The following is a 21,218-nucleotide window of genomic DNA, read 5'->3' as shown; positions in this document are numbered from 1 at the left end:
TACGGGCACGCGGCCGTTCCAGGCACGCGGCCGTTCCAGGCACGCGGCCGTTCCAGGCACGCGGCCGTTCCAGGCACGCGGCCGTTCCAGGCACGCGGCCGTTCCAGGCACGCGGCGGCGGAGCAAGCGTCCGCCGCCGCGTGCCTGGCGGTCACGGTCCGGTGGGGGTCTTCGTCTCACAGGCGGGGGTGGCCGCGGCGTCGGGGCCGGGGGTCTGTGACGGCAGGGACGCGGAACGGGCAGGCTTCCCGGCCTCGGGCTCGGCCCCGGGCCCGGCCGGCTTCTCACTTCCGGGCTCGGCCTCGGGCTCCGCGGGCTTCGGCTCGGCGGACCCGGCGGCCTTCACGGGCTCCGCCGGCTTTTCCCCCGCGGGCTCGGCCGCCCCCGCAGGGCCCTCGGGCCCGGCCGGGTTCGCGGGCGTAGCCTCCGCGGGCCCGGCGGGCTTCCCGGACGCGGACCCGGCCGGCTTCGCGGACACAGCTTTCCCGGGCCCGGCGGCCTCGGCCCCCGCGTCGCCGGTGACCGCACCGGCTCCCGCCTTCTCCGCGGCGGCGACGCCCGCCCCGGGACCTGGGATTCCCGTTCTGGGGCCTGCGGGCGCCCCCGGCGTACCGGCTGCTGCCTTCCGCTTGCGGGCGCGGCCGTGCGGGAGGGGTGTGTTGATGACGCCGGACCAGATCTCGTGGCGGCCGAGGCCCTCGGGGTGGCGGCGGGCGCCCCGGACGGACCAGATGACCAGTCCGGCGCTGAAGAGCGAGGAGATGCCCAGGACCGCCATCACGGCCAGGACGCCCAGTTCGCTGCCCATCACGTCCGTACCGGCCAGCCACAGGCCGAACACCACCACGGACAGCACCGGGAAGACCGGCGGCAGGGCGAGCAGTCCCGCCCGCAGGGCCAGGGCGCCCATGCCCGGCCGTCCCCCGTCCCGGGTCGTCAGCCGCAGCAGCAGGACGCGCTTGCCCGGTGTGGCGCCGATCAGCCACGGCACCACCACGAACCACAGCACGACCAGCGCCAGCGGCAGCAGCAGCGCCTCCGCGTCCATACCGAGGTAGAACACCGCGAAGGTCACCGGCAGGCCCAGTGCCACCAGTCCGGACAGGTCCAGCAGCATCGCGACGAGCCGGCGGCCGAACGGGACCTTGGCGTCGGCGGCCAGCGCCCGGTCGTCCAGGGTGTCCAGCTCCGGCAGCAGACGGGCCAGCGGCGCGACGACGAACCAGCCCAGCGACGCACCGGCCGCGTTGGCGAGCAGATCGTCCACCGCGAAGAGCCGGTAGGGGCAGGGGTAGATCCCCCACAACCCGGTGAACTGGGTCAGCTCGAAGAAGAGGGACGCGCCGAACCCGGCGAGGGTCGCGGCGAGCAGCCCGCGCCGGAAGTGCAGCCGGACGAAGATGCCCAGCGGCAGCAGCAGGAGAAGGTTGAAGACCGTCTGCCAGAACGCCGAGTTGTGCAGGATCAGCGCGTCGAAGGAGACCTGGTGGTGGGCCTCCTTCCACATGTCGGCGACGAACATCCCCGGCGTCCACTGCGGATGCCGGAAGGTCGGGAACGCCTGGCAGACGTCCACGGCTCCGCTCGGCAGCGGCACCACCACGAGGCAGAGCGCCGAGACGGCGAAGTACACGAACGCGAAGATGGAAAGGGTGCGCCAGCGGGTCATGATGCCGTGGCGGCGGTAGAGGACGATCGCCACCGGCACCGACAGGAACAGGGCCAGGGCGGGGAAGAGCATCGCCGCTGTGTTCAGCGGGAGGAGGTAGGCGCCGGTCATCGTGCGCCCTCCCCCGCCGCCGTGGCGGCACACGCCCCGTCCGCCGGCCGTCCGCCCGACGGTGGTGGCGCGCTGCGGCGGTCCGCCACCGCGTACCGCACCGCCGGCCGGACGTTTCCTGTGGGGAGGAAGGTCCCGAGGTTCATTTATGTCCTGTCATCTTCACGGCAAGGATCGCGGGAGCCCGCCCCGGCATACGGGGTCACAGCGGTACCTCACGGCCGGACAGGGCCGGGCCCCCACACGATCCTTTCAGACGGACGGCCCCGCCGGGAAACTCCTGCGCACCCCTCGCGACCTGCCCGTTTCCTCCCCCGGCGGCGAATCGGGAGGTACCGCACCACTCCCTGCGCGCCGGGCGGAGGAAGGGGTGCGGCCGGGCCCGGAGGGTGTCCTACGGTGCCGCGTTCAGCAGGTCCACCGCGGAGTGCTGGCAACCGTAGCCGGGGCCGTCGCCGCGGTCGCCGTTCCAGTGCGGGCCGTACTGGTCGAGCGCGTTGCGGTCCTTGGCGTAGGCGGTGTCCGCCTGCTTCTTGAGGTAGCCGTCGTACGGGTGGCCGTCCAGCTCCCGGTTGAGGGCGCCGAGACCGCGGACGTACGCGCCCTTGAAGCTGGGGCCGTCGCCGGTGCAGCCGCCGGACTCGCCCGGCTCGCGCAGGATCCCGCCCGGGTTGAGGTCGCCCGAGCCCGTGGAGGCGTCGGCCAGTTCGCGGGCGCTGCGCAGCAGTTGGTCGTCGCCGGTGGCCTTGTGCAGTTCGGCGAGACCGCCGAGGATCACGCCCTGGTTGTAGGTCCAGGTCGGCTGGCCGTTGTTCTGGCAGGAGTCGTTGAGGCCGTCGTTGACCAGGTGATTTCCGTTGATCATGCCGCTGCCGCGGAGCCAGTTCCAGCCGCTGGTCGCCCGGTCGAGATAGCGGGTGTCGCCGGCGGTGCGGTTGTGGAGCGCGGCGTTGAGGGCGATGTACAGCTCGTTGGTGACGGCGTTCTTGTACGCCGTGTCGGTCTTCCACTGGACGCCGCCGCCGCATTTGCCGGTCCAGTAGCCGGCCATGTGATCGGCGTCGGCGCGCGCGGTGTCGAGGTAGCGGGCGTCGCCGGTCAGGTCGTACGCCTTGACCCAGGCAAGCCCCCACCAGCCGGTGTCGTCGAGGTACTCGTTGCGGAACTGTCCCAGGCGTCCGCCGTCGGTACGGTCCTTGTTCTTGTCGTACGTCTCCTCGACGGCGTAGGCGTAGCTCTTGACGCCGGTGCGGCGGATGGTGTCGATGAGGGCGGTCAGGGCGTTGGCCCCGGTCCACCAGCCGTCTCCGCCGAAGAGGCTGGCCCCGCGGTCGTAGGACATCATCAGCGCGGTGGCGGTCGGCGCTGTTCCAGTCGGAGCGGGCCCAGCCGGTGCAGGCGATGGCGTCGTCGCCGGTGACAGCTGCGCAGGCGCGGAGTGCGCCGATCCGTCCGGTGTTCCAGTCGTCGACGTTGTACATGCCGGTGCGCCAGCCGCCGACGCCGGCGGGGGCGGCGGTGTCGCCGAGACGGCTGCCGCCGTCCCAGGTGCGGCCGCCGTCGAAGGAGCGGTCCACCCAGACCCGGTCCCCTTCGACAACGTTGTCCAGCGTGCCGAAGGTCATGGCGCTGCCGTCGTCGACGTGCAGGGCGACCGTCCGGCCGTGGAGCGTGGTGGTGACCGGCGCGCGGTCGCCGAGTGCGTTCGCGGGGTCGCGGGCGTCGCAGAACCTGTTGCAGATCCCGCCGTCCGCCGCGGCGGCGGGCGCGGGCGCCGCGACGGCGGCGATCAGCCCCGCGGCGGCGAGCGCGGCGGCCGCCCGCCGCACGGCCGCGCGCCGCGGGGACGGCGGTGCCGCGCCGGTTCGTCTGTCCGGGGTCGGTGTCATACGGACTCCTCGTCGTCGGGTCGCGCAGGGGCGCCGGGCGGCGGCCCCGCCGTTGCGCCCCCAACTCAAGGTCCGGGGCTCGCCCGGCGTCAAGTTCCTTGCCGAGAGGGCGGGTTGGCGCGCCGAACGGCGGCGCGGCGGGCGGTACTGGCCGGTCCGGCGCGGCGCGGGCCGGCGGGCGGGCGCGTCCCCACGCGTCCGGCGCGGCGCGTGCCGGGAGGGCGCGGGCGGAGGCCGGGGCCCGTCCGGCGCCGCGTCCCGCGCGTGCGCCACTGCCGGGCGCGTCCGCCCGGCGCGCCCGCGTGTCACCCGCCCGGCGTCGGCGGGGATGCGGGGAGCGGCGGCGGGCCGGACGATGGAGGACCGGGCGGCGGGCGGTCCCTGCCCGTTTCTGGAGGTCGCCGTGGAGGCCGATGCGCAGGCCGGCGGGGTGCCGTTCCCCGGCGCCGTCCTCGCCGCCCTCTTCGACGGGGCGCCGGTCGGCGTCACCGTCCACGACACCGCGCTGCGTTACCGGTACATCAACCCCGCCCAGGCCCGTATCAACGGCATTCCGGCCGCCGGGCACCTCGGGCGGAGCGTCGCGGAGGTGCTGCCGGAGGGCGACGAGCGGCGGGAGGTGCTGCGGGCCGTGCTCGCCGACGGGGAGCCGCGCGAGATCACCTTCAGCGGGACGACCCGGCACCGGGAGGAATCCCGGCGGCGGTTCTGGCGGGGCAGTTACCACCGGATCGAGGCGGACGGCGTCCCCGTCGGGGTGCTGGGCCTCGTGCGGGAGATCAGTTCGGCGCTGCGCCAGCGGGCGGAGCTGGAGCGGGCCCGGCGCTATCTGACGATGCTGGACACCGCCGCCACCGGTATCGGCACCACCCTCGACGTCGACACCACCTGCCGGGAGCTGGCGGAGTTCGTGGTGCCGGTGCTGGCGGACATCGCGACCGTCGCGGTGCTGCCGCCGGACATCGGGCACGCGGTGCGGCCCGCGCCGCCCGGGGTGCTGCGGCTGCGCCGGGCGGCGCTGGCGATGACCGCACGCGACCGCGCGGTGGCGCTGGGGAGGTTCGAGGAGCCGGGCGCGTACATCGACTATCAGAGCGACTCGGCCGTCCAGCGTTCCCTGGTGACCAATCAGCCGGTGCTGACGCACCCCACCGACGTACAGCTGCGCACCAGCGGTCCGGCGCCCGAACGGGGCGCCGCCTACCGGGCGTTGGGGCTGCATTCGATGCTCGTCGTGCCGCTGACCGCCCGCGGCACCCCGCAGGGCGTCCTCGAACTGGGCCGCACGGGCGACTCCCCCGCCTTCACCGAGGAGGAGGACCTGGTCGTCGCGCGGGAGCTGGCCGGGCGCACCGCCGTCGATCTGGAGCACGCTCTGCGGTACGCCCACGAGCGGTCCATCGCGCTGGAGTTGCAGCGCGCGCTGCTGTCCGAGCCGCGCGGACAGCATCCGCACATCGAGATCGCGACCCGCTATCTGCCCGCCGAACGCGATGTACTGGTGGGCGGCGACTGGTTCGACGTCGTGCCGCTGCGCGAGGGGCGGCATCTGAAGGTGATGGGCGATGTGATGGGGCACGGCGTGGAGGCGGCCGTCGCGATGAGCCACTACCGCTCGCTGCTGCGGCTGCTCGCCGAGGACGATCTGCCGCCGCACCAGATCCTGGAACGGCTCGACGCGATGGTGGAACGCTCCGGTCTCGACCGCGCCGCCACCTGTCTGCTCGCCGTCGTCGACCGCCCGGCGGGGGTGTGCGAGGTGGCCAGCGCGGGGCATCTGCCGCCGGTCTTCATCGAGCAGGGCCCCGGCGGCACCCGGATCGCCGACATTCCCGTCGGCCCGCCGCTGGGCACCGGCTGCGGCGCGTACAGCACACAGGAGTTGCCGTGCGGTCCGGGGACGGTGCTGTTCATGTACACCGACGGGCTGGTGGAGCGGCGTGACGAGGCCATCGACGACTCCGTGGCCCGGCTGGCCGATTTGCGGATGCCGCCGAGCGGGCGGCTGGAGGAGCTGCTCGACGACGTGCTGAACCGCTTCGGCGCGGACGCGGAGGACGACATCGCCGTGCTCGCGTCCCGTATCCGCACCCACCCGTTGCCGGGCTGACCGGCCGGTACGTCCTGTCCGGCCCGCGGCCCGCCGCTCCGGGTCCGGCGGGCTCACCCCGGCCGCCGGGCCCCGCGACCGCCGGGTAGGCTCGCGTGCCGGTGCTGGACGACGGGGAGACGGTATGGAAGGGCTGCGGCAGGACGATCCGCCGCGAATCGGGGAATTCGTGACGCTGGCGCGGCTGGATCCGGCCGCGCGGCAGGACGTTCCCGAACGCCGCTATCTGGCGCGCAGCGCCGACGGGGCGCGGACGGTGCTGATCGGTCTCCCCCTCCCGGGCGCCGATCCGGGGCGCTGGGCGGCCGAGGCGCAGTGGGCCGGGAAGCTGGCGCAGCCCGGACTGTGGCCGGTGGCGCAGACCGGCGGGAGCGCCGCGTTCCCCTGGTACGCCTCGCCCTACCGTCCGGTGCTGCCCCTGCCGGAGGCCCTCGACGCCTGCGGCGGTCCGCTGCCGGAGGAGGCGGTGCGCTCGCTCGGCGCGGCGCTCGCCGAAACGCTGGCGTCGGCGCACGTCCTGGGTGTGGTGCACGGCGGGCTGAGTCCCTCGTCGGTGCTGCTCACCGCGTACGGGCCGCTGCTCTCGTGCTTCGGCGCGGTGCGCGCGGCGGCGCCGGAGGGCGCGCCGCGGGCCGGACTGCCCGGTATCGACGCGGGCACCCTCGCGCCCGAACTCGCCGCGGGCGGGACGCTCCAGGCGTCCGCGGATGTGTACGCGCTGGGCGCCGTGCTGGCGTACGCGGCGACCGGTCACACCGTGCCGGAGCGGGCGGAGCTGCCCGCCGGGCTGCGGGCGCCGGTCACCGCCTGTCTGTCGCGGGATCCCGCCGCGCGGCCCGGACCGGCGCAGGTGCTGGCGCAGTTGGCGCCGGGCGCGGCCTGGGGCACGCAGGGTGCGGGCGCCGAGCCGGTGCCGTTGCCGGGCCGGGTGGTCGCGGCCCTGTCCCTCCAGGCGGCCGCGGTGCTCGCCGCCGAACTCCCCGAGGTGCGCTGACCCGATGCTGACCGCTCTTCTCCACGACGATCCGCGGACCGTCGGCCCGTATCTGCTGCTGGCCCGGCTGGGCGGCGGCGGGATGGGCACCGTCTATCTGGCGCGTACCGCGGGCGGCCGTACCGTCGCGCTCAAGGCGCTGCACCAGCGGCTGGCCGGGGATCCGGCGCTGCGTACCCGCTTCCGGCTGGAGGCGGACGCGGCGCGGGTGATCGGCGGCCGGCACGGCGCGCAGGTCCACGACGCCGATCCGGACGCGCCGCGGCCGTGGCTGGCGACGGAGTACGTGCTCGGGCCGCCGCTGGACGACGCGGTCGAGGCCGCCGGTCCGCTGCCGGAGCAGGCCGTGCGGGCGCTGGGCGCGGCGCTGGCCGAGGGGCTCGGGCAGTTGCACCGCTCGGAGGTGGTGCACCGCGACCTCAAACCGTCGAACATCCTGGTCTCGGCGGCCGGGCCGAAGATCATCGACTTCGGGTTGGCGCACGCGGTCGGCGACGCGCCGCTGACGCAGGCGGGTGCCGCGATGGGGACGCCGGCGTTCATGTCGCCGGAGCAGGCGGGCGGCGGGGAACACACGGCGGCGGGCGATGTGTTCGCGCTCGGCGGGCTGCTGGTGTTCGCCGCGTCCGGCCACGGCCCGTTCGGCTCCGGACAGCCCACGGATCTGCTCTACCGGGTCCGCTACACCGAGGCGGACCTCGGCGGGGTGCCGCCGGAGCTGGTGCCGGTGCTCGGCCGCTGTCTGGCGAAGGACCCGGCGCAGCGGCCGACGACCGGGGAGCTGGCCGCCGCGCTGGTGCCGGGCGGGGCGCCGCGGGTGTTCGCGGAGGTGCTGCCGGACGGGGTGCTGCGGCTGATCGCGCGACGCGCCTACGACGTGTGGCGGCAGCCGCCGCCCCGGCAGGCGCCGCCGCCGCCCGACGCGCCGCCGGGCCCGGTGACGCTGCCCGGTGCGGCGGCCGGACCGTCGCGCCGCCGCATGCTGGCGATGACCGCCGGCGGGGTCGTCGCGGGCGCCGGGGTCGCGGGCGGGCTGTGGGCGTGGCTGGGCCGGGGTGGTGGCGACGGCGGCGGCGACGATGCCGCTCCGGCGCCGAAGCCGGCGAAGCCGCCGACGCGGCTGTGGACGTTCCCCGGGCGCACCCCGGACCGGGACGGCGCGGTGGTGTCGACCAAGCACGGGCTGGCGATGCCCGCGGGCGTCGTGGTCTGCGGTGTCAACCCCGAGAGCGGCGAGGGCACCTGGCAGGCGAACGTCTCCGACGCCTGGCGGTGGGCGAGCGACGGCACCGACCTCTACGCGCTGCGCGACCGCAGGGAGGGCAGGAAGCTCGCGGTGTGCCTGCTCGACCCGTCCGACGGGCAGCCCGGCGAGCCGCTGGCGGAGCTGGCGGAGTACCGCGGCGCCGAGAACCGCAACCAACTGCTGTGCGTGGTGGACCGGACCGCCTATCTGGTGGCCCGCACGGTCTCCCCCGACCGCTGGTACGTCCTCGCCCTCGATCTGCGCAGCGGCAAGGTGCGGTGGCGTACGCAGGTGGACGCGGCGAACGACGGTTATCTGCCGCCGATGCTGCGCGGGGAGGTCGTCGGTGACCGGCTGGTGGTGTCCCGCTCCGACGCGGGCATCCACTTCGTCCGGCTGACGCCGTACTCCCTCAAGGACGGCAAGGCGCTGTGGACGCTCTCCGCCCCGTACTCGGGTGAACCGCCGTCCGAGCTGGTGGTCGACGACCGGTTCGTCTACCTCACCGACGAGGCGGTCAGCGCCCGGAAGCTGACCGACGGCGACGGCGGGTGGCTCTTCGGCAACGACCGCAACGCCGGCGGCAACACGGGCGAGAAGCGGGTCTACGGCGCGCCGGTCCTCCACGACGGGATCCTGTACTGCACCGAGGGCGACCGCGGGCTGATCGCCATCGACGCGGTGACCGGCAGCCTGAACTGGGCGGAGAAGAACCTCAAGGGCCGTCGCCTCAACCGTGTGGTGCCGCCCGCCGTCGGCCGGAAGTACGTCTACAGCCTCGACGACAAGGGGCTGCGCGCGGTGGAGATCCGCAGCCGTACCGCGGTGTGGACGTTCCCCACCGACGCGACGGCGCTGACCGCCGATCACGAGCGCGGAAAGCTCTATCTCCGCGAGGAGCGCGCGACGTTCGCGCTGCCACTGGCCTGAGCATCCACCAGGGGGACAGAAGTGAGAACACTCGGCGCCGGAGACCCGCTCCGCCTCGGCCCGTACCGCATCGTCGGGGTGCTCGGTGAGGGCGGTATGGGCAAGGTGTACCTCGGGCGGGACGCCGCGGGGCGCCCCGCGGCCGTCAAGGTGCTGCTGCCCGAGCTGGCGCACGACCGGCATCTGGTCGAGAGGTTCGTCCGGGAGGCGCAGACGGCGCGGGCGGTGACCGGCGAGGGCGTCGCCCGGGTCCTGGGCGCGGAGCTGGAGTCGGGGCGGCCGTGGATCGCCTCGGAGTTCCTGGCCGGGCCGACGCTGGACGACGCGGTGGCGCGGCACGGGCCGCTCGACGAGGCGCTGCTGCGGGAGACGGCGCGGGCGCTGGCCGTCACGCTCACCGACATCCACGCCACCGGTCTCGTCCACCGCGACCTCAAACCGTCGAACGTCGTCCTGACCTCGCGCGGCCCGCGCATCATCGACTTCGGTATCGCCCGCCCCGAGCACGGGCTGACGCTGACCCGGACCGGTCAGATCCCGGTCACACCGGGGTACGGCGCGCCGGAGCAGGTGCTGGGCCGGCGCGTCGGTCCGGCGGCCGACGTCTTCTCGCTCGGCGCGGTGCTGGCCTTCGCCGCGAGCGGCCGCCCGGCGTACACGGGCGCCGAGGTCACCGCGATCCTCTACAAGGTGGTGCACGGCTCCCCGGACCTGACGCTGGTGCCGGGGCCGCTGCGGTACCTCGTCGAGCCGTGTTTCGCGAAGGATCCGGCGGCGCGGCCGCTGCCCGCCCAGGTCGCCGAGGCGGCGCGGGCGCCGCAGCGGGGCGTCCGGCTGTGGAAGTCGGGGCCGTACGCCCAGGACATCCGCGACCGGGAGGCGGCGGCGCGGAAGATGGCCGGGCAGGCCCCGCCGACGGTGGTGCCGGACGCCACCGGCGCGGCGGACGGTTCGGCGGTGACGGTGGTGCCCGCCGCGCAGCCGTCGCGGCGGCGGCTGCTGGGGCTGCTGGCGGGCGGCGGCGCCCTGGTGGCGGCGGGTGCGGGCGGTGCGGTGTGGTGGCTCTCGGACGGCGGGCCCGCGGCCGTCGCCGACCCGTTCGACATCCCGTCGGCCGCCTCGGTGCGCCCCGCGGAGCTGGGCAGCGGCGGCTCCGGAGCGCCGCAGGCGCTGTGGGGTCCGGAGGAGGGCGTGGCCGACGCGGGCTCACCGGCGCCGCTGCCGGTACGGGACGTGGTGGTCTTCGCGGCGGCGGGCGGCGGGATCGCGGCGCGGCGGGTCGCGGACGGCAAGGAGCGGTGGCGGGCCGGGGAGGCGCGGGCCGACGCGGGCTATCTCTCGGTCGCCGACCGGCTGGTGGCCACCGCCGACGGCGACGGCGTGCTGCGCACCTACGTCGCCGCGACGGGCGAGCCCCGGTGGACCGCCGACGCCGCGGTGAACACCCTGCTGGCCGCCGACGCCGCCCATGTGTACGTCCTGACGTCCGAGGGCGAGCTGCGGTGCGTGCGGACGGCTGACGCGTCGGTGCGGTGGACGCGGCGGCCGCCGCTGCCGCTGACCGGCGGCCGCCCGGCGGCGGCGCTCGGCGCCGGGGTGCTGGTGCTCTGCACGTCCGCCGGCGATGTGTGCGCGGTACGCGCCGCCGACGGCGGGCGGGCATGGGTCCGTAAGGGGCAGGCCGCGGGCGCGCTGCGGCCGGTGATCGACAACGGCACGGTGTACCTGGGCGGGCACACCCTGGCGGCGGTCGGCGCGCGCGACGGCGCGGTGCGGTGGAACAAGCCCGCCATGCAGCCGATCCGGCGCGGGGTGTACGGCTTCGGGCCGCCGGCGGTGGCCGCCGGGGTGGTGTACGCCGTCGACGGCGACGCGCTGCGGTCGCTGCGCGCCGACGGCTCCGACGCGAACGTCACCACGATGCTGGCCGGGGTGACACCGCCGTGGCAGCCGCCGGTCGTGCAGGCGGGCAGCGTGTGGGTGGTGGAGAGCCGCGACACCGGGGTGAGCGGCTGGCCGCGCAACAGCGACGGTCTCGCCCAGGGGCAGGTCTACCCCCTCAAGGAGGGCACCGGCCGGACCGCGGCGGGCGACGGGAACCGGCTGTTCGTCCTGAATTCCGGCGCGCTGGTGGCGCTCCGGGTGTTCTGAGGCGGGCCCGGCGGGTGCGGGTCCGGCGGACGCGGGCCCGCGTCCGCGCGGAGGCAGGAAGCTCCCGGGGCGGCGGCCCGTGTGCCGCCCCGGGGACTCCGGTGGTGGCCGACCGCCCACGTCCACCGGGCTTCCCCAGAAGTGCGGAACCGGGCCGGGGAACATTCACCCGACCTCCGGTAATGTGTCGGTTTCCCCCAGGAGGAGATAGGTCAGTGGAGTTCCGGCTGCTCGGAGCGGTTTCCGTCGTCACCGAGGTCGGCGATCTGCCGCTCGGCCCCGCGAAGCGGCGTAGTCTGCTCGCCGCTCTGCTGCTGCGCTCCAACCACCCGGTCCCGGTGGAGGCGCTCACGGACGCGCTGTGGGACCAGGAGCCGCCGCCCCGGGCCCGCAGCGTCATCCAGGGCCACGTCTCGCGGCTGCGCTCGCTGCTGAACGACGCCGGGGCCGGGATGTACGGCGTGGAGCTGGTCACCCAGGGCGCGGCGTACGTGCTGCGGATGCCGGAGAGCCTGCTGGACGCGCACCGCTTCGAGGAGCTGGTGGCGCTGGCGCGCGGGCAGCGGGCGGCGGGCGACGCGGTGGCGATGTACCAGGAGGCGCTGGCGCTGTGGCAGGGGCCCGCGCTGACCGGCGCGTACCGCAGCGCCCCGCTCCAATCCGCCGCGCACGCCCTGGAGGAGCTGCGGTTGACCACCGTGGAGCTGCTGGCCGAGGCGTACGGGCAGCTCGGTGAGTACGCGCGGGCGGCGGCGCTGCTGCGGGCGGAGGCGGCGGCCCAGCCGCTGCGGGAGTCGCTGTCGGCGGCGCTGATCCGGGTGCTCCAGCGGGCGGGGCGCCGTTCGGAGGCGCTGGACTGGTTCCATCGCACACGGCGGCTGCTCGCCGAGGAGCTGGGCGTCGATCCGGGGCGGGAGCTGGCGGACGCGTACGCGGTGGTGCTGCGCGGCGACGAGAGCACCGCGCCCCAGGCGGTCCCGGTGGCTCCGTCGGCGCCCCCGGAGCCGCGGCCCGCGCCGCCCGTGAAGACCGCGCCCCCGGAGACCGTCGATCTCCTCCCCCGGCTGCCGCGCGGTTTCCACGGCCGCGCGGAGGAGCTGGCGGCGCTCGATCGCGCCGCCACCGGGGAGGCACCCGTCTGTCTGGTCACCGGGCCCGCCGGGGTGGGCAAGACCGCGCTGGTGGTGCACTGGGCCCACCTCAACCGCGACCGTTTCCCCGGGGGGCTGCTCTACGCCGACCTGCGGGGCTTCAGCGACACCCCCGAGGCGGAGCCGGCCGAGGTGGTCCGGGAGTTCCTGCTCGCGTTGGGTGTGGGGCCGCGCCGGATACCGGAGTCGGCGCGCGGGGCGTCGGCGCTGTTCCGGTCCCTGGCGGCCGGCCGTGAGCTGCTGGTCGTCCTGGACAACGCGCCCGGCTCGGCGCAGGTGCAGGAGCTGCTGCCGGGCGGCGCGCGGTGCGTCACGGTGGTCACCAGCCGCCACCGGCTGCCCGGTCTGATCGCGTCCGACGCGGCGCGGCCGGTTCCCGTGGACGTCCTCGGGCCCGACGACGGCACCGCGCTGCTCGCCGCGGTGCTCGGCCCGGAGCGGGTGCGCGCGGAGCCGGGGGCGGCCCGGCGGCTGGCCGAGCTGTGCGGCGGGCTGCCGCTGGCGCTGCGGGTGACCGCGGCCCGGCTGACCGATCAGCCGGAGTGGTCGCTGTCCACGCTCAGCGGGGAACTCTCCGACGAGTCACGGCGGCTGGGGCTGCTGGACGTCGAGGACACCGGTGTGCGGGCGGCGCTGCGGCTGACGGTGCGCCGGCTGCCGGCGGACGCCGCGCACCACTTCGCGCACCTGGGCCGCCACCCCGGCACCCATCTCGACCGGTACGCGGCGGCGGCCCTGGCGGGCACCGACCCGGCCACCGCCGAGGCCGCCCTGGAGCGGCTCGCCGCGGCCCATCTGGTGACCCGGACCGCGCCGGACCGCTGGACGCTGCACGACCTCGTCCGGCTGTACGCGCGGGGTCTGGACGCGGACCCGGACACCCTGGTGCGGGCACTCGATCACTCCGTGGCGACCGCGCTGGCCGCCGCCGACGCGGCCGAGCCGGGCGACGAGTCGTGCTTCCCGCTGCCCGACGACCACCACGCGCCCCGGGAGATCCGCCGGTTCGCCGGCCGGGACGAGGCGATGGCGTGGTACGAGAGCGAGCGGGAGGGGCTGACGCTGGCGGCGGCCGCGGCGGACGCGGCGGGGCTGCACAGCCGGACCTGGCGACTCGTCCTGGGCCTGTGGCCGCAGATCGTGTGGCGGGTGCGGGAGGGCTGGTCGCCGCTGCTGGGCACGGCGCTGGCGGCGGCGCGGGCCGACGGTGACCTGCGGGCGCAGTCCCGGATCCTGGCGCTGCTGGGGTGGGTGCTGACGGAGGAGGGCCGGCTGCCGGAGGCGCTGGCCCATCTGGAGGCCGCCCCGGTGCTGGCGGCGCGGGCCGGGGACGTCCGCGCGCAGGCGACGGCGCTGGTCAACCTGTCGCTGGCGCAGGCGGCACTGGGCAATCCGCAGGAGGCCGCGCAGGAGTGCGCCGACGCGGCGCGGCTGGCGCGCAGCGCCGGGGACCCGTACACCGAACGTCTCGCGCTCTACCACCTGACCCGCCATCACCTGGAGTGCGGGGCCTGGAAGGCGGCGCTGGTGACGGTGGCGGCGGCCCAGAAGCTGGACGAGGTGGTGGACGCCTCCGCGGCGGGCCGGATCCTGCTGATTGCCGCCGCCGGGGAGGCGCTGCTCGGTATGGGCGACGAGGCCGGGGGCACGGCCCGGCTCCGGGAGGCGGCCGACACGGCGGAGGCGTGCGGTTTCGACGACGGCGCGGTGCGGGCGCTCGGTGTGTTGCTGAAGGTCCCCACGGCCGCGGACCCGCAGCTCCAGGAACGGTACGACAAGGCGCTGGCTCGTCTGCGTTCACGCTCCTGACCAGCGAGGACGCACGACGATCGGGACTGCCGTCCGGGTGCGCACGGGCTGACAGCGGGACGTGAGTGAGGCGTTTGCGGAACGTTTCCGGGCGCGGGAAGGGTGGTGTGCACACCGCGGGATGGATCTGGATGTCCCGCTCGATTCGTAGGGGGAACCATGCGTATGTCCCGTCTTTCCCGGTCGTCCCGCGTCCGTGCCTCCGTTCTGGCCGCCGCGACCGCCACGCTGGCGTTGAGTCTGACCGCTTGCGGCGGCGCCGACGACGCGGCGAAGGCCAACGACGCGTCCGGTCAGAGCCGGTCGGCGTCGGCCGGGCAGGACGCCAAGGGCGGCTCCGCGCAGGCCAACAGCGGCACGGACACCAAGGGACAGGCGGAGTCGACGTCGGCGTCGGGTGACAGCGCCGGCCAGGAGGCCGGTGTCGATCTGTGTGTCGGTGACGAGCTGCTGGTGACCGCCGAGCACGAACTCGCCGGCCAGCAGGGCGACCACCTCCTGCTCACCGCCGTCAACAAAGGCGACAAGCCCTGCCTGATCACCTCCTATCCCACCGTCAAGATCAACGGTGAGGGTGCCGCCCTGCCGCTCTCGAAGAAGGCCAACGGCGGCGACCAGCCGATCATGCTGCGCCCCGGCGGCAAGGTCTACAGCGCCGTCAACCTCTTCGACTACGGCAAGGACAACCACACCGGCACCGGCCTCTCCCTCGCCCTCCGCGACAACAACGGCAACGAAAAGCCCGCCTACTCCGTCGACATCAAGGGCGACAAACCCCAATTCACCTACAACGAAGCCGACGTCCTCAACTGGAACACCGAAAAGCCCTACGACTTCTGAGACCTGGTCACCGGCGACCGGCTTCCGCCGGAGACCACGCCGTGCCCCGGCACGGCAGACAGTGCGGGCGGGAACCCGAGGGGGTTCCCGCCCGCACCACCATGTCCGGCCTCAGACGCGCGGCGTCAGCCACTCCTGGAATTCGACGATATTGCCCTCGGGGTCCGTGAAGTGGGCGACCCGCATCCGGTCCGTCATCGGCGCGGGGCCGTGGACCGGGGCCGCGCCGCGCGAGGCCAGTTCCGCGCAGTGGCGGTCGAGGTCGTCGACGCGCAGGACGACGAGGGAGCGGTGACCGGCCGGCGCACCGGCGAGGGTGTCCAGGACCTCGGCCATCTGCGCGCGGTCCTGGAGCGCGATGCCCGTGGTGCCGCCGGCGGCGGTGAACTTCGCGTACGGCCCGTCGGGCGCCTCGAACTGCGGGGTGAGTCCGAGGACGTCCCGGTAGAAGCGGTAGCAGCCGGTGAAGTCCGTGACGAGCAGCCGGATCTGGGCGAATTCCATCGGTGTCCCCCTGTGGTGAGCGGTGTGTGGCCGGTGGCTCCCGCGGGGTGGCGGGCTCCGCCGCCGGCCCGGGGCCGTGCCTTCCGGGCCCTTGCCCCCGCACGGTAGCGGGAGGGGCGCGGCGGCCGGGGGAATCGTGCGCGTGCGGCGGCGGTCAGCCGGCGGCGGTCCGGTCGCCTGCCGGGGGACGGGTGTCCTCGGGGCGGGGGCCGAGGGTGCCGGCGGCAAGGCCGAGTTCGCGTTCGGCGGTGGTCCGGGCCATGCCGGTCACCGCGGCGGGGCGGTCGGTGGTGTCGGTGTTGGCGTGGGCGCCGAGGCCGTCGATGACCACCAGGATCTGGATCATCGTCACGTACGGGTCGGCGGTGCGGAACTCCCCCCGGTCGACGCCCTCGCGGATCACCGTCTCCAGCCGCTCGCGCCAGGCGGCCTCCTGCTCGCCGACCCGTTCGCGCAGGACCGGGTGGTAGCGGCTGAGGTGGCGGGCGTTGATCCACAGGCGGCTGACGCCGTCGTACGCGGGGCCGGTGGCGCGGGCGAAGAACCGGGCCAGGCTCTCGGTGGGGGTGGTGCCGGTGCGGTCGGCGGGCAGCAGGGCGTCCAGTTCGGTGCGGGCGGCGCTGCCGAACGCCTCCGCGACGAGTTCCTCGACCGACGGGAAGTAGTGGCCGATCAGTCCGGGCCTAACGCCGAGGTCGTCGGCGATCCGGCGCAGGGTGATGCACTCCAGTCCGTCGGCGAGGGCCACGGCGGCGGCGGCCGCGACGATCTCGGCCCGCCGGGCGGCGGGGGACTTCCGGGTGCGCTTGCGCGGGACGGTGGAGGACATACCGCGACGCTATTGACTGGGTTTCCGCTGTGCAACCGTGGTCCGTCCCCCGGCGGTCCGGCCCGCTCCGCGCCGCGCGCGGGTATTCGTGTGCGCATTCGGAAAGCAGTTGACAGGCTGGGGCCATGACCTCTCAGCACGACGACACCGCGGACCCGGCCGCCGCACCGGCGGAGCTGCTCCGCATCCCGCTCACCGAGAAGCTGCTGCGCGGCGCCCTCGACGTGGAGCGCACCGCCCAGGGGCTGCTGCCGCACCGGCTGCCCGCGCGGGCCCGCGCGCAGTGCACCGACGCGCAGCTCGCCCTCGCGGAGTCGCAACCCTCCGGCGTACGGCTGGCGTTCCGTACCCACGCCACCACCGTCGAACTGGACACCCTGCGGACGAAGATGGCGAACGTGGGCGCGCCGGAGCGGCCGGACGGTGTGTACGACCTGCTCGTCGACGGGGAGCTGACGGCGCGGGGGGCGACCAGCGGGGGCAACGTCCTGTTGATGGACATGGCCGCGGGGAAGGCCGAGACGAAGCCGGGGCCGCCCGGTACGGTGCGCTTCGCGGGGCTCGCCGAGGGCGCCAAGGACATCGAGATCTGGCTGCCGTACAACGAGATCACGCAGCTGGTGGCGTTGCGGGCGGACGCGCCCGTCGAGCCGGTGCCGTCGCGCGGAGCGCCGGTGTGGCTGCACCACGGCAGTTCGGTCAGCCATGGTTCGAACGCCGCCGGCTCCAGCGCGACCTGGCCGGCGCTGGCCGCCTCCCTGGGCGGTGCGGAGCTGGTCAACCTGGGGCTGGGCGGCGGTGCGCTGCTCGATCCGTTCACCGCCCGCGCCATGCGGGACGCCCCCGCGGACCTGCTCAGCGTCAAGATCGGGATGAGCATCGTCAACGCCGATCTGATGCGGCTGCGGGCCTTCGCCCCGGCGATGCACGGTTTCCTGGACACGATCCGGGAGGGCCACCCCACCGCCCCGCTGCTGGTGATCTCGCCGCTGCTCTGCCCGATCCACGAGGACACCCCGGGGCCCAGCGTTCCCGATCCGGAGCATCTCGCCGAGGGGCGGCTGCGGTTCAAGGCCGCGGGCAAGCCCGAGGAGCGGGCCGCGGGCAAGCTGACGATGAACGTCATCCGCGAGGAGCTGGCCCGCATCGTGCGCCAGCGCGCCGCCGGGGACCCGCAGCTGTTCCTCCTCGACGGGCGGGACCTGTACGGCGAGGAGGACTTCGCCGAGCTGCCGCTGCCCGATCAGCTCCACCCGGACGCCGCCACCCACCGCCGGATCGGCGAGCGGTTCGCGGCGCTGGCGTTCGGCCCCGGCGGCGCGTTCGGCGGGAAGGGCTGAGGCCGCCCCGGCCGGGCCGCCTCGCGCGGGGCGGCCCGGCGGCGGCTCAGCGGTAGCCGTATGCGGCCCAGTCCGCGACGACGCGGCGGCGCAGCTCCTCGGGGTAGGAGGTGGCGAACGACGCGGTGACGGCGCGGGAGGTGCCGTCGAGCTGGCCGGGCAGCAGCGCGCAGGTCACGGACTTGCCGCCGCGGCCCGCGGCGGCCTCGTCGGGCGTGAGGTAGGGCACCAGCGGGATGCCGGGGGCGTCCGGGTAGACGTACGTGCCGGTGCCGGGGTGGGTGCGGGTGGCGAGCGCCCAGACGACCTGGCGGATGTCGGTGATGTCGATGTCGTCGGTGACCAGCAGCACCTTGGGGACGAGCCAGCCCGGGTGCGAGCCGAACAGGACGCGGGCGACGGTGTCGGCCAGTTCACGTTCGGTGGTGCGCATCCGGCGCAGACCCTCGCGGTCGAGGGAGACGACCAGCCAGCAGGTGGCGGCCTCGTAGGAGCACCAGGCGAAGTCGGCCGGGAGGCCGGCGGTGCGCAGTACGTCGAGGGCGGTGGCGGAGATCATCGTGCCCCAGATGGTGTGGTTCTCCTCCGGGGGCAGGCCCGCGACGCAGACCGGCAGCACCGGGCGGTCGCGGTGGGTGACCGTCTCGACGTGGAAGACGGGCTGCGGGCGGCTCACCCCGAACGAGTAGCCGTGGTACTCCCCCATCGGCCCCTCGGGCGCGGTCTCCTCGGCGTCGAGGTAGCCCTCCAGCACGATCTCGGCGTTGGCGGGGACGTACAGGTCGTTGCTCTCCGCCTTGACGACCTCGACGGGGCTGCCGGTGAGCGCGCCGACGTAGCCGTCCTCGCTCACGTTCGCGGGCAGCGGCATCCCGGCGGCGGCGAGGGCGGCGGGCGGGGCGCCCAGCACCATCGCCCACGGGGTGCGCAGGCCCTTCTCCCGCCACAGCGCGTGGATCATGCCGATGTGCTGCCGGGGCATGGCCGGGCCGGTGAGGGTGGTGGGTCCGGCGAGCATGGTGCGGGCGACGGACCAGCTGGTCCAGGAGCCGTCGGGGGTGCGGACGATGTGGAAGCCGTAGGTGCCGAGGTAGCGCCCGCCGTCCTCCTGGTGCAGCAGCGGGACGGGCAGCGCCGTCAGATCGACGTCGGCGCCGCGCAGCACGTTCTCCTTGCAGGGGCCGCCGGTGACGGTGACGGGCTCCAGCGGTTCGGCGTGCATCGCGGTGATCAGTTTTTCCACGACGGCGCGCGGGGTGGCGTGCCGGCCGAGCCCGACGTGGGCGGCGAGGCGGCCGTGGGCGCCCTTGTCCGGGGTGCTCATCCCGGCGGGCGCGCCGAGGATGCGCATTCCCGGGGTGCCGCTGGTGAGGGCGGTGAAGAGCGGGGCGGGGGCGTACGTCTCGTAGGCGCGGCGGGTGACGGCACCGGCTTCGAGGTGCGGGTCCACGGGCCGTTCGACGGTGACCGCGTCGCCGGTGGCGAGCAGTTCGTCGAGGAAGTCACGGAAGTTGAGGGCGGGGCCGTGCTGGGTCATGGTCTTCTCCGGGTGAGTGGGCGTCAGGAACGGTGTGTGGTACGTGCGTTGCGGAATCCCCTCCAGCGGCGGGCGTCGGGGGACGCCAGGCCGAGCTGGTCCAGGAGGCGGGCGGTGAAGTGGTCGACGAGGTCGTCGACGGTCTCCGGGCGGTGGTAGAAGGCCGGCATCGGCGGGACGATCCGGGCGCCCATCCGGGCGAGGGCGAGCATGTTCTCCAGGTGGAGTTCGCTCAGCGGGGTCTCGCGCGGGACGAGGACGAGGCGGCGGCGTTCCTTGAGGACGACGTCGGCGGCGCGGGCGATGAGCCCCTCGGCGTAGCCGGTGCGGATACCGGCGAGGGTCTTCATCGAGCACGGCACGACGACCATGCCGTCGGTACGGAACGAGCCGGAGGAGATGGCTGCGCCCTGGTCCTCCGGGCCGTGGGTGACGTCGGCCAGGGCGGCGACCTCCCGGGCGGTGTACCCGGTCTCCAGCTCGACGGTGGCGCGGGCCCAGCGGGAGAGGATCAGATGCGTCTCGACGCCGGGCGTCGCCCGCAGCGCCTGAAGGAGCCGGACGCCGAGGACCGCCCCCGTCGCGCCCGTGATGCCGACGATCAACCGCATGGTGCTGCCCTCCGGTACGTGATCCCGCGCGCCCTGCGCGGAACAATTTCGGTCAGGGCAGGGCGGCGGGGAGCGCGCGCACCGGACCGGGCGCACGGCTGCCGCGCCCCGCGGTGACCGTTGCTGTGTCTTCACGCTAGGCATGCTTGCGGCGCCCTCCCCTGTACTCTCGGGACGCGTCATGTGCAGAAACGGACAGCTTCCGCGGCGGGCGGCGGCCGGGGCGGGTGCCCGGATCACCGAGGCCGCGTTCCCGGTGACGCCGGGCGGGCCGCCGGGCGTGGAGGTCACCTCCCTCGCCGGCTTCGCCGCGCTCGCCGAGCGGTGGGGCGGCGCCTACGCACCGCTGCGTCCCGCGTTCCACCTGCTGATCACCGTCCGGTCCGGGGTGCTGCTCTGCTCCGTGGACCTCACCGCGTGCGCGGTGGGCGAGGGCGCGTGGCTGTGGGTGCGGCCGGGGCAGGTCCTCACCCTCGCCCGTGACCTGGCGGCGGCCGAAGGAACGGCCGTCCTCTTCGAGCCCGGGTTCCTCGGTGCGGCGACCGCGTCCGCCGCACGGCTTCAGCGGCGAGCCTGGCGGCTGCCGCTGACCCCGGCGGAACCGGCCGCCGGACAGGTGCGCGCCACGCTGGAGATGCTGGAGCGCGAGTACCGGCGGCTGACGGATCTGCCCCTGGAGGTGCACGTCGAGGTCGTCCGGCATCTGCTGGCGGTGCTGGTGCTGCGGCTGGCGCATCTGCCGGGCGGATCGCGCCGGGAGATGGCGGGCGGTGAGGTGTTCCACCGCTTCCAGCAGGCGGTGGAGCGGGACTTCACCCGCAGCCACCGCGTCGAGGACTACGCGCGGGCGCTGGGGTACAGCGTGCGGACACTGACCCGGGCGACGGGCGCGGCGGCGGGCTGTGGCGCCAAGCGCTTGCTCGACGACCGGATCCTGCTGGAGGCGAAGCGGTTGCTGGTGCACACCGACCTGTCCGCGGCGGCGGTCGGCGAACGGCTCGGTTTCCCCGGCGCCGCGGTCTTCACCCGCTTCTTCCAGCTGCGGACGCGGGAGACGCCGGTGGCGTTCCGGGAGCGAGCGCGGGGGGCGGCGGAATGAGGCCGCCAGGTCCCCGAAACGGGGCGCACGGCACCCGACATGCCTGGTCACGAACGGTCGGGAGCGCATCACTCAACGCGACGGGAACCTCCGCCCATTGACACTTCCTCCCGCGCTGATCAATCATCACTGATGTCGCAGGAACGGGTTTTCGACTCATTCCGCCCGCAACGGCGCTCTGTTGCGGTGCCGGTCCGGCGGACGCGGTGTTGCGGCGCGGAAGTGAACATGTAGTGGGTGCAAGGGCGAACAACGGCCCGCTGCCCGCCGGTCCGGCGGGTGGAGGCCGGGGCCCGGATCCGCCGCCCGGCGGCGTGCCCCGCGCTCATGGACGGCCCCCCGGACCGTCCGCCGCCCCCTCGCCGTGCGCGAGGGCGTCCGTGCGTCTCCCGCCCGCG

Annotated in this window: 13 protein-coding genes and 1 pseudogene; 8 read left to right on the top strand and 6 right to left on the bottom strand. The window is 75.1% G+C overall.

Annotation, left to right across the window (positions count from 1 at the left end):
* Positions 1–151 precede the first annotated feature (151 nt).
* On the bottom strand, positions 152–1,780 hold the full coding sequence (locus ACZ4M8_RS11695) for a VanZ family protein (protein WP_467605846.1): 1,629 nt from the start codon (positions 1,778–1,780) through the stop codon (positions 152–154).
* Positions 1,781–2,174: 394 nt separating this feature from the next.
* A pseudogene (locus tag ACZ4M8_RS11690) lies at positions 2,175–3,669 on the bottom strand (glycoside hydrolase family 76 protein).
* A 355-nt stretch (positions 3,670–4,024) separates the two neighbouring features.
* Between ACZ4M8_RS11690 and ACZ4M8_RS11685 the strand changes: the two are divergent.
* The 6 genes from ACZ4M8_RS11685 to ACZ4M8_RS11660 all read left to right on the top strand — a co-directional run bounded on the left by ACZ4M8_RS11685 (position 4,025) and on the right by ACZ4M8_RS11660 (position 14,900).
* A complete protein-coding gene (locus ACZ4M8_RS11685; RefSeq protein ID WP_467605843.1) occupies positions 4,025–5,779 on the top strand; it encodes a PP2C family protein-serine/threonine phosphatase in 1,755 nt (584 codons plus the stop codon).
* Between the two features lie 124 nt (positions 5,780–5,903).
* A complete protein-coding gene (locus ACZ4M8_RS11680) occupies positions 5,904–6,773 on the top strand; it encodes a protein kinase family protein (protein WP_467605842.1) in 870 nt (289 codons plus the stop codon).
* Positions 6,774–6,777: 4 nt separating this feature from the next.
* Positions 6,778–8,949: a protein kinase domain-containing protein gene (locus ACZ4M8_RS11675; protein WP_467605840.1), complete on the top strand. Its 2,172-nt coding sequence runs from the start codon at positions 6,778–6,780 to the stop codon at positions 8,947–8,949.
* A gap of 21 nt (positions 8,950–8,970) precedes the next feature.
* Positions 8,971–11,100, top strand: a complete 2,130-nt coding sequence (locus ACZ4M8_RS11670; protein WP_467605838.1) for a serine/threonine-protein kinase — start codon at positions 8,971–8,973, stop codon at positions 11,098–11,100.
* 215 nt (positions 11,101–11,315) lie between these two features.
* A complete protein-coding gene (locus ACZ4M8_RS11665) occupies positions 11,316–14,060 on the top strand; it encodes an AfsR/SARP family transcriptional regulator (protein ID WP_467605836.1) in 2,745 nt (914 codons plus the stop codon).
* A 165-nt stretch (positions 14,061–14,225) separates the two neighbouring features.
* Positions 14,226–14,900 (top strand): DUF4232 domain-containing protein, encoded by a 675-nt coding sequence (locus ACZ4M8_RS11660; RefSeq protein WP_467605833.1) that lies wholly within the window; start codon positions 14,226–14,228, stop codon positions 14,898–14,900.
* A 111-nt stretch (positions 14,901–15,011) separates the two neighbouring features.
* On the opposite strand, the gene ACZ4M8_RS11655 is transcribed toward ACZ4M8_RS11660, so the two are convergent.
* On the bottom strand, positions 15,012–15,404 hold the full coding sequence (locus tag ACZ4M8_RS11655; RefSeq protein ID WP_467605832.1) for a VOC family protein: 393 nt from the start codon (positions 15,402–15,404) through the stop codon (positions 15,012–15,014).
* Positions 15,405–15,558: 154 nt separating this feature from the next.
* Positions 15,559–16,233, bottom strand: coding sequence for a TetR/AcrR family transcriptional regulator (locus ACZ4M8_RS11650; protein WP_467605831.1), 675 nt, complete (start codon positions 16,231–16,233; stop codon positions 15,559–15,561).
* Between the two features lie 125 nt (positions 16,234–16,358).
* On the opposite strand from ACZ4M8_RS11650, the gene ACZ4M8_RS11645 reads away from it, so the two are divergent.
* A complete protein-coding gene (locus ACZ4M8_RS11645) occupies positions 16,359–17,573 on the top strand; it encodes an SGNH/GDSL hydrolase family protein (RefSeq protein WP_467605829.1) in 1,215 nt (404 codons plus the stop codon).
* A 46-nt stretch (positions 17,574–17,619) separates the two neighbouring features.
* Here ACZ4M8_RS11645 and ACZ4M8_RS11640 read toward each other — a convergent pair whose 3' ends face one another.
* Positions 17,620–19,110, bottom strand: a complete 1,491-nt coding sequence (locus ACZ4M8_RS11640) for a UbiD family decarboxylase (RefSeq protein ID WP_467605827.1) — start codon at positions 19,108–19,110, stop codon at positions 17,620–17,622.
* 23 nt (positions 19,111–19,133) lie between these two features.
* The gene (locus tag ACZ4M8_RS11635) at positions 19,134–19,721 is read right to left on the bottom strand and encodes a non-oxidative hydroxyarylic acid decarboxylases subunit B (protein WP_467605824.1); all 588 of its coding nucleotides are present in this window, start codon (positions 19,719–19,721) and stop codon (positions 19,134–19,136) included.
* A 181-nt stretch (positions 19,722–19,902) separates the two neighbouring features.
* Between ACZ4M8_RS11635 and ACZ4M8_RS11630 the strand changes: the two genes are divergently transcribed.
* A complete protein-coding gene (locus ACZ4M8_RS11630; protein WP_467605822.1) occupies positions 19,903–20,820 on the top strand; it encodes a helix-turn-helix transcriptional regulator in 918 nt (305 codons plus the stop codon).
* Positions 20,821–21,218 lie beyond the last annotated feature (398 nt).

Source organism: Streptomyces sp. NPDC027185 (assembly GCF_055567035.1).
Note: the sequence above shows the minus strand (reverse complement) of the source record. Positions and strands in the feature narration are given on the sequence as shown.

Bases quoted from the DNA above. Each gene is read 5' to 3' on its own strand.
- ACZ4M8_RS11650 (WP_467605831.1), bottom strand. From the start codon at position 16,233: ATGTCCTCCACCGTCCCGCGCAAGCGCACCCGGAAGTCCCCCGCCGCC.
- ACZ4M8_RS11635 (WP_467605824.1), bottom strand. From the start codon at position 19,721: ATGCGGTTGATCGTCGGCATCACGGGCGCGACGGGGGCGGTCCTCGGC.
- ACZ4M8_RS11655 (WP_467605832.1), bottom strand. From the start codon at position 15,404: ATGGAATTCGCCCAGATCCGGCTGCTCGTCACGGACTTCACCGGCTGC.
- ACZ4M8_RS11660 (WP_467605833.1), top strand. From the start codon at position 14,226: ATGTCCCGTCTTTCCCGGTCGTCCCGCGTCCGTGCCTCCGTTCTGGCC.
- ACZ4M8_RS11680 (WP_467605842.1), top strand. From the start codon at position 5,904: ATGGAAGGGCTGCGGCAGGACGATCCGCCGCGAATCGGGGAATTCGTG.
- ACZ4M8_RS11630 (WP_467605822.1), top strand. From the start codon at position 19,903: ATGTGCAGAAACGGACAGCTTCCGCGGCGGGCGGCGGCCGGGGCGGGT.
- ACZ4M8_RS11645 (WP_467605829.1), top strand. From the start codon at position 16,359: ATGACCTCTCAGCACGACGACACCGCGGACCCGGCCGCCGCACCGGCG.
- ACZ4M8_RS11640 (WP_467605827.1), bottom strand. From the start codon at position 19,110: ATGACCCAGCACGGCCCCGCCCTCAACTTCCGTGACTTCCTCGACGAA.
- ACZ4M8_RS11685 (WP_467605843.1), top strand. From the start codon at position 4,025: ATGGAGGACCGGGCGGCGGGCGGTCCCTGCCCGTTTCTGGAGGTCGCC.
- ACZ4M8_RS11675 (WP_467605840.1), top strand. From the start codon at position 6,778: ATGCTGACCGCTCTTCTCCACGACGATCCGCGGACCGTCGGCCCGTAT.
- ACZ4M8_RS11695 (WP_467605846.1), bottom strand. From the start codon at position 1,780: ATGACCGGCGCCTACCTCCTCCCGCTGAACACAGCGGCGATGCTCTTC.